This is a genomic window from Bradyrhizobium sp., assembly GCF_049798375.1.
Lineage (GTDB): Bacteria > Pseudomonadota > Alphaproteobacteria > Rhizobiales > Xanthobacteraceae > Bradyrhizobium.
The window spans coordinates 1-9,083 of the sequence record NZ_JBARGP010000001.1 but is presented as its reverse complement, the minus strand read 5'-3'; the positions used below and the strand labels follow the sequence as shown (position 1 = coordinate 9,083).

Annotated in this window: 4 protein-coding genes; 1 reads left to right on the top strand and 3 read right to left on the bottom strand. The window is 63.9% G+C overall.

Annotation, left to right across the window (positions count from 1 at the left end; all coding sequences use genetic code 11):
- Positions 1 to 514: 514 nt before the first annotated feature.
- Positions 515 to 826: a hypothetical protein gene (locus WA702_RS00020; RefSeq protein ID WP_425108475.1), complete on the bottom strand. Its 312-nt coding sequence runs from the start codon at positions 824 to 826 to the stop codon at positions 515 to 517.
- A 210-nt stretch (positions 827 to 1,036) separates the two neighbouring features.
- On the opposite strand from WA702_RS00020, the gene WA702_RS00015 reads away from it, so the two are divergent.
- A complete protein-coding gene (locus WA702_RS00015) occupies positions 1,037 to 1,597 on the top strand; it encodes a type 1 glutamine amidotransferase domain-containing protein (protein ID WP_425108474.1) in 561 nt (186 codons plus the stop codon).
- A 90-nt stretch (positions 1,598 to 1,687) separates the two neighbouring features.
- Here the strand turns inward: WA702_RS00015 and WA702_RS00010 are convergent, their stop codons facing one another.
- Positions 1,688 to 3,181, bottom strand: a complete 1,494-nt coding sequence (locus tag WA702_RS00010) for an HWE histidine kinase domain-containing protein (protein ID WP_425108476.1) — start codon at positions 3,179 to 3,181, stop codon at positions 1,688 to 1,690.
- Positions 3,182 to 3,195: 14 nt separating this feature from the next.
- Positions 3,196 to 9,083 (bottom strand): HAMP domain-containing protein (locus tag WA702_RS00005; RefSeq protein WP_425108473.1); only part of this gene is annotated, 5,888 nt, incomplete at its 5' end.

The following is a 9,083-nucleotide window of genomic DNA, read 5'->3' as shown; positions in this document are numbered from 1 at the left end:
CGGCAGCCGGTGCAGTGATTGGCGGCGCGACCGGTGCGATCGCCGGCGCCACCGCGGCTTCGCGTCCTGGCTATTACCTTGCACAGGGCAATTGCTATTATCGTTATCCGTCGGGGCAGTATGTCGCAGCCGATCCGCGCGCCTGTTACTGATTCTGATCGACGGCTCGTCTTCTGGTCGACGGTTCGTCGCGACTACCGAACCGGGGTGCATGACACCCCGGTTCTTTGTTTTTCGATATGAGAAAGCCCCGCAACGGGGGCTTCCTCATATCGTGAAATTAGATGGGAGGGCCTGCCGTCCCGTCTTATTTCCGGGTCTTGGTCCCATTGTTGTTGCCGCCCGGGCCAACCGTGCCTTCGCCCGTCGCATCCGAGGGTACCTTCTTCGAACTGTTGGGCATTGACGATGACGACACGTGCTTGTGGTGCTTATGCGACTTTGCCGCTGCCGCGAATGTTGATCGATCAGGCCAGACCTGCGATCACCAACGCTGCAACGGCCAGTTTAGGTTTCATGGGCGTCTCCTGACGTTATCCCGTGTGGAGGGAAACCGTGCGAACGACCGGTTCCCTGCCGGTGTGTTCTCGCGCACATGTTCCGGAAACACGATGTCCGGGCGCGTTGGGGCAAGCTCATCCGGTGTTGCCTCGCAGGGTTTGATCTCGAAGTTGTTATCGAGAATCTTCTCACCATGCGTTCCGGCAACCACTAGATCGGCTTGTTCCGCGGCCTCCCACACCTCTCGCTCGGTACAAAAGGGGCGCGTCAGTCTCTCGTCTTTTTCAAACAAGGCGTAGGGCACGATGAACTCCAGCTTCGCCATCCATTGAAGCCGTCCGCGATGGCCTGTGAATCAGGTTGTCGCTGCAACGGCACTACCCCGCACGTTGCCTCCCAACGATAGATGCCGGTGCCGGGTTCCACGCGCGAGCGGATGGCCGGTCAAATCTGGGCGGGCGTGTGCAGCGGCAATGCCTGGAACGAAGCCAGTGTTGCTCGATTGGTCGCCATCACGATCATTAAGGAGCAAGTGATGGATCTGAAAGGAAAGAAGATCGCGATTCTGGCCACCAATGGCTTCGAGCAATCCGAGCTCGAGGTGCCACGCGAGCGGCTCAAGGATGCCGGCGCGACGGTCGAGATCGTCTCGCTCGAGGCCGGCGAGATCAAGGGGTGGGACAAGAAGGACTGGGGCCGTCCGGTCAAGGTGGACAAGACGCTCGATCAGGCTTCCGCCACCGACTACGACGCCATCGTGCTGCCCGGCGGGCAGATCAATCCAGACCTGCTGCGCGTCGAGCCGAAGGCGCTGAAATTCATCAAGGACATCTTCGACGCGAAGAAGGTGGTGGCCGCCGTCTGCCATGCGCCCTGGCTCCTGATCGAAACCGGCATCGCGAAGGGGCGCAGGATGACCTCCTACAAATCGATCAAGACCGACGTCGCCAATGCCGGTGCGAAATGGGAGGATGCGCAGGTCGTGGTCGATCAGGGTCTCATCACCTCGCGCAATCCCGGCGATCTCGAGGCCTTCTCTGCCAAGATCATCGAAGAGGTGAAGGAAGGCCGGCACACGCAGCGAAGCGCGGCCTGAGCGCGCGGACGCAGCCAGCATCCGCGTTCATGTTCCATCGACGCAACTTGCGGCCGCGTCGACCGCCCCAAGCGTCGAACTGTTGAACTCTCAGCACACGCGCTGCAGCACCGCGCCGGCAGCGACGGTGCGATGGGCTCCGTTGTCGAGCTCGGGCGTAGCGCCGTCGCGCCGCAGCGGCACTCGCAGGCGGCAGACCAGGCCTTCTGTCCGCCAGTCGAACAGGGCTTGGCCGCCGAGCTGATTTTCGACGCTGGCCATCAGGCTGCGGGTGCCGAAGCCGCGCGTCGTCGGCTCGCGCACCGGCGGGCCCCCGGTCTCGACCCAGATCAGATCGAGCCTATCATCCTCGATCATCCAGGTGATCGAGAGCTGGCCTGCCAGCACCGACAATGCGCCGTATTTCGCCGAGTTGGTGACGAGCTCATGCAGGGCCAGCGCCAGGCTCTGCGCGGTGGCAGGCTGCAATTGGACCTCGGCACCATCGAAGTGCACCTGTCCGGCCGTGGCATAAGGAGCAAGCTCTTCGGCCACCAGCTTGCCGATCTCGGCGCCCTGCCAGCTCGACAGCGACAGGATGGTGTGCACGCGCGCCAACGCATTGATGCGGCCTTCGACCGCGTTGACGTAGGATTGCACGTTCTCCGCCCGGGTCAGCCGGACGATCGACTGGGCCAAAGTGAGTGCGTTCTTGGCGCGATGGTCGACCTCGCGGGTCAGCAAGTTCTGACGTTCCTCGGCGCGCTTGCGTTCGGTGATGTCGACCGTGACGCCGCTGACGCGCACCACACGACCAAGCTTGTCTATCGTCGCGGCTGCCGTGCTGATGCACCAGCGCTGCTCGCCGTCAGGCCGGTTGATGCGGAACTCAGCCTCATGGGACCGAAGGCCTTTGCTGAACGCGGTGATCACGTCCTTGACGCGCTCGGCATCCTCCGGATGCAGCAGGGTTGCGATATTGGCCGAGGTCAGCTCAAAGCCTTGCGGATCGATACCGAAGATGCGGTATTGGCCTTCGTCCCACATCCAATCGCCATTTGATCCGTCCCAGTCCCAGGATCCCATCTGGCCGGCGGCAATCGCCATGCTGCGGCGCTGCTCGCTCTCCACGAGCTGTGCGGTCGAGCGTTCGAGTTCGGCCGTGCGGGCGCGGACGCGATCCTCGAGCTCGCTGTTGAGACGCTCCAATTGCCGGGTCTTGCGATAGAGCTCGGCGAACACCCGGATCTTGGCACGCAACACTTCTGGGACGACCGGCACCGGAACATAGTCCACGGCGCCCATCTCGTAGCCGCGCAGGCGATCGAAATCGCTGACCTGGATTGCCGAGATGAAGATCATCGCCGTTTTCTGGAACCGCGGATGCTCGCGGATCATGGCGGCCAGTTCGAAGCCGTCGAGCTCAGGCATGCAGACGTCGACCAGGATCACGGCGATCTCGGTCTTCAGCAAGATCTCGAGCGCTTCCCGGCCGGAGGTCGCCACCACCAGGTTCTCGTCGAGTTCCTTCAGGATGACCTCATAGGCCAACAGCTTGGCCGGCTGGTCGTCCACCAGGAGAATGTTGACCTTCTCGTGTTCCATCATTGGCTGGCCATTCAGCGATGCAGCCACATGCGGATCGCGAGCAGCAGCTGCTCGGTGTTGACTGGCTTGGCCAGATAATCGGAGGCGCCGGCTTCCAAGCACTTTTCGCGGTCTCCCTTCATAGCCTTCGCCGTCAATGCAATGATCGGGAGGCGGGCGAAGGACGGGTTTTGCCTGATTACGCCAATGGTCTGATAGCCATCCATCTGCGGCATCATGATGTCCATCAGCACGATGGCGATCGACGGATTCGACTCGACAAGGCCGATCGCCTCGCTTCCGGTGGTCGAGGTCAGCACTTTCATGCCGCGGCGTTCCAGCACACTGGATAGCGCGAAGATGTTCCGGGCATCGTCATCGACCAATAGCACGGTCTTGCCAACCAGATCCTCATCGGAACTGTTGAGTTTTTCCAGCATGCGCTGCTTTTCGTTCGGCAGTTCCGTGATCACGCGATGCAGGAACAGCGCAGTCTCGTCCAGCAGCCGCTCCGGCGACTCCACACCCTTGACGACGATGCTCCGTGCCATCGTGTGAAGTTCCGCATCCTCCTCGGCCGACAGCTCTCGGCCGGTGAACACCACCACCGGCACATTGGACAGTGAGGTATCCGAGCGCAATTCGTCGAGCACTTCGAAGCCGCTCATATCCGGCAGGCGCAGATCGAGCACGATGCAATCGCACGGCGTTTCGCGCAATAACGACAAGGCGGCGGCGCCGGTGTCAGCCGCGACGATCTCGATGTCGTCGTGATCGAGCAACTCGCGGATCGAGAGCTGCTCGGCGGCGTTGTCCTCGACGATGAGCAGCCGCTTGCGCCGGGGCTTGGCGTACTCCTTGATCTGCGTCAGCGCCGCGCTGACGCCCTCGGTCGTCGTCGGCTTGTTGACGAAGGAGAAGGCGCCACGGGCCAGCGCGTGCTGGCGGTCTTCGTCCAGCGTGATGATCTGCACCGGGATATGCCGCGTCAGCGGGTTGTGCTTGAGCTGACTCAGCACAGTCCAACCCAGCATGTCCGGCAGGAACACGTCGAGCGAGATCGCCGCCGGCTGATACTGCTTGGCGAGATCGAGCGCCTCGGCGCCGCGGCCGGCGACCAGCACCTTGAATCCCTTGTCACGGGCGAGGTCGATCAGCACCCGCGCATAATGCGGATCGTCCTCCACGATCAGCAGGATGGTGTCGCCGGGTTCCAGGTTGAGGCGATCGTCCGGGAGTGCTTCGACGACGCGTTCGACGGGCGCGACCTGCTGCAGGGCAGGGGCCAGCATATGCGGCTGCGACGAGGGCCCGCTGATGCGCGGCGAAACCGTGGGACCGGAATATTTCAGCGGCAGATAGAGCGTGAAGGTCGAGCCCTTGCCGGGCGAACTCCTGAGATGGATTTCGCCGCCGAGCAGGGTCGCAAGCTCGCGGCTGATGGCAAGGCCGAGACCGGTGCCGCCATATTTGCGGCTGGTCCCGGCGTCGGCCTGCTGAAACGCCTCGAAAATCAGCTTCTGCTTTTCCGCGGGAATGCCGATGCCGGTATCCGATACCTCAAATGCAATCACCGCCGGCGCAGTGTTGAGCACGGGGTGATCGGCGCTCCAGCCGCCGAGCGTCCCCGTCACCTTGAGCCGCACGCCGCCCTCGGCGGTAAACTTGAAGGCATTCGACAGCAGGTTCTTCAATACCTGCTGCAGGCGCTTGGAATCGGTGACGATGCTGCGCGCGAGGTTCGGGTCGACCTCGATGTTGAAGTCGAGCTGACGGTTGTCGGCCTCATGCCGGAATGGACGGCCGACCGTCTCCAGCAGGTTCGAGGTGAGGATTTCCTCGGCGTCCACGGTGACCGTGCCCGACTCGATCTTGGAGAGATCGAGGATGTCGCTGATCAAATTGAGCAGGTCGGTGCCGGCGCCATGGATCGTGCGGGCGAACTCGACCTGCTTGCCGGTCAAATTGCCGTCCGGGTTCTCGGTCAGCTGCTGACCGAGGATCAGGATCGAATTCAGTGGCGTACGCAACTCGTGCGACATGTTGGCGAGGAACTCGGACTTGTACTTCGAGGTCAGCGCGAGCTCGGTCGCCTTCTCCTCCACCGCGCGACGGGCCTGCTCGATTTCCTGGTTCTTGCGTTCGACCTCGACGTTGCGCTCGGCGAGCTGCTGTGCCTTCTGCTCGAGCTGCTCGTTGGTCTGTTGCAACTCGCGCTGCTGCGCCTGCAGCTCGGCGGCGAGCTGCTGCGACTGCTTGAGCAGGCCTTCGGTCTGCATCGTGGCTTCGATCGAGTTGAGCACGATGCCGATGGAGTCGGTGAGCTGCTCCAGGAAATTCATCTGCGACGTCGTAAAAGCGCTCAAGGAGGCGAGCTCAATCACGGCTTTCACCTGGTTCTCGAATAGTACCGGCAGTACCACGAGATTCTTCGGCAACATCCGCACCAAGGCCGATCCGACCGGCACGGCATCGGACGGAATGTCGCCGACCAGCCGCTGCCGCTTGTCGGCGGCGCATTGGCCCACCAGGCCTTCGCCGAACTGGACCAGCTGGCGGTGCGGATAGATGCCGTCATCGGCGTAGGAGGCGAGCAGCTGCAGCTGCGGACTGTATTCGTTTTCGACCTGATAGATCACGCCGCGATGCGCGTTCACCAGCGGCGTCAGCTCGGTCAGCAGCAGGCGGCCGACGGTGGTGAGATCGCGCTGGCCCTGCAGCATGTTGGTGAACTTGGCGAGGTTGGTCTTCAGCCAGTCCTGCTCGGTATTGAGGTCGGTGGTGAGCCTCAGATTGGTGATCATCGTGTTGATGTTGTCTTTGAGCTCGGCGACTTCGCCGCGCGCATCGACCTGGATCGAACGGGTGAGGTCGCCCTTGGTCACGGCGGTCGCCACTTCGGCGATGGCGCGGACCTGTGAGGTCAGGTTCGCCGCCAGCAGGTTGACGTTGCCGGTCAGGTCCTTCCAGGTACCGGCCGCGCCGGGCACGTTGGCCTGGCCGCCGAGCCGGCCTTCGACGCCGACCTCGCGGGCGACGCTGGAGACCTGATCGGCGAAGGTCGCGAGCGTCTCGGTCATGTTGTTGATGGTGTCGGCAAGCGCCGCAACTTCGCCCTTCGACTTCACGGTCAGGTTCTGCTTGAGGTCGCCGTTGGCGACCGCGGTCACCACCTTGACGATGCCACGGACCTGCTCGGTCAGGTTGGCGGCCATGAAATTGACGGTGTCGGTCAGGTCCTTCCAGGTGCCGGCGACGCCCGGCACCTGCGCCTGGCCGCCGAGCTTGCCTTCGGTGCCGACTTCGCGCGCTACGCGCGTGACTTCGCCGGCGAAACCGTTGAGCTGGTCGACCATCGTGTTGATGGTGTTCTTCAGCTCGAGGATCTCGCCCTTCACATCGACGGTGATCTTGCGCGAGAGATCGCCGCGCGCGACGGCGGTGGTCACTTCGGCGATGTTGCGGACTTGCGCGGTAAGGTTGCCCGCGAGCAGGTTGACGTTATCTGTCAGGTCCTTCCAGGTGCCGCCGACGCCGGGCACGATGGCCTGGCCGCCGAGCCGCCCCTCGGTGCCGACCTCGCGGGCCACGCGCGTCACTTCGGCCGCGAAGGAGCGCAACTGCTCGACCATGGTGTTCAAGGTGTCCTTGAGCAACAGGATCTCGCCGCGGACGTCGACCGTGATCTTCTTGGAAAGATCGCCGCTGGCGATGGCGGTGGCGACGTCGGCGATGTTGCGGACCTGCGCCGTCAGGTTGGACGCCATGAAGTTGACGTTGTCGGTCAGATCCTTCCATGTGCCGGCGACGCCGGGCACCACGGCTTGGCCGCCGAGCTTGCCCTCGGTGCCGACCTCGCGCGCCACGCGCGTCACTTCCGAGGCGAAGGCGTTGAGCTGGTCGACCATCGTGTTGATGGTGTTCTTCAGCTCGAGGATTTCGCCCTTCACGTCGACGGTGATCTTGCGCGACAGGTCGCCGCGCGCCACGGCAGTGGTCACCTCGGCGATGTTGCGGACCTGCGCGGTAAGGTTGCCGGCCATCGAGTTGACGTTGTCGGTGAGATCTTTCCAGGTGCCGGCGACGCCTGGCACCTGGGCCTGACCGCCCAGTCGTCCTTCAGTGCCGACCTCGCGCGCGACGCGCGTCACCTCGCCCGCAAAGCGGTTGAGCTGGTCGACCATCGTGTTCAGCGTTTCCTTCAGGCTCAGGATCTCGCCGCGGACGTCGACGGTGATCTTGCGCGACAGGTCGCCGCTGGCGATCGCGGTCGCCACCTCGGCGATGTTGCGCACTTGCGCTGTGAGGTTGCCGGCCATCGAGTTGACGCTGTCGGTGAGGTCTTTCCAGGTGCCGGCGACGCCCGGCACTTCGGCCTGGCCGCCGAGCTTGCCGTCGGTGCCGACCTCGCGCGCCACGCGCGTGACCTCGCCGGCGAAGGCGTTGAGCTGGTCGACCATCGTGTTCAGCGTTTCCTTCAGCTGAAGGATTTCGCCTGAGACGTTCACCGTGATCTTCTTCGACAAATCGCCCTTCGCCACCGCGGTCGCCACCTCGGCGATGTTGCGAACCTGTCCGGTGAGGTTGGAGGCCATCGAGTTGACGCTGTCGGTGAGGTCCTTCCAGGTGCCGGCAACGCCGCGCACCAGCGCCTGGCCGCCGAGCTTGCCTTCGGTGCCGACCTCGCGGGCCACGCGCGTGACCTCGCCGGCAAAGGCGTTGAGCTGGTCCACCATCGTGTTGATGGTGTCCTTCAGCTCCAGGATTTCGCCGCGAACGTCGACCGTGATTTTCTTCGACAAGTCGCCATTGGCCACCGCGGTCGTCACCTCGGCGATGTTGCGGACCTGCGCGGTCAGGTTCGACGCCATCGAGTTGACGCTCTCGGTGAGGTCCTTCCAGGTGCCGGCGACGCCAAGCACGTTGGCCTGGCCACCGAGCCGTCCCTCGGTGCCGACCTCGCGCGCCACGCGCGTCACTTCGCCGGCGAAGGCGTTGAGCTGGTCGACCATGGTGTTCAGCGTTTCCTTCAGCTGAAGGATTTCGCCCGACACGTTCACCGTGATCTTCTTGGAGAGGTCGCCGCCCGCGATCGCGGTCGCGACGTCGGCGATATTGCGGACCTGCGCCGTCAGGTTCGAGGCCATGAAGTTGACGTTGTCGGTGAGGTCCTTCCAGGTGCCGGCCACGCCGGGCACCTGCGCCTGGCCGCCGAGCTTGCCGTCGGTGCCGACCTCGCGCGCCACGCGCGTCACTTCGGACGCGAAGGAGCGCAGCTGGTCCACCATCGTGTTGATGGCTTCCTTCAGCTGCAGGATCTCGCCGCGGACGTCGACGGTGATCTTCTTCGACAAGTCACCGCTGGCGACGGCGATGGTCACGTCGGCGATGTTACGGACCTGCGCGGTGAGGTTGCCGGCCATCTGGTTGACGGACTCGGTCAGATCCTTCCACACGCCGGACACGCCCTTGACCTGCGCCTGGCCGCCAAGCTTCCCCTCGGTGCCGACCTCGCGCGCGACGCGGGTCACCTCCGACGAGAAGACCGAGAGCTGGTCGATCATCTTGTTGACCAGCTTGGCGGAACGCAGGAACTCGCCCTCCAGCGGCCGGCCGTCCACGTCCAGTGCCATGGCCTGGGTCAGGTCCCCCTTGGCGACGGCGCCGACGGCGCGTGTCACCTCGGTGGTCGGCCACACCAGATCGTCGATCAGGGTATTGAGCGCGGTGATGTCATCCGCCCAGCCACCGACCGCGCCGGGGACGCGCATCCGCTCTTTCAGCTTCCCTTCCTTGCCGACGACGCGGCAGACGCGGGCCGTCTCCGCCGTGCGCCGCTCGCTGACCGCCAGGATGTCGTTGAAGACGTCCGCGATCTTCCCCTCGATGCCCACGATGTCGCCGGGCATCCGGGCCGTGA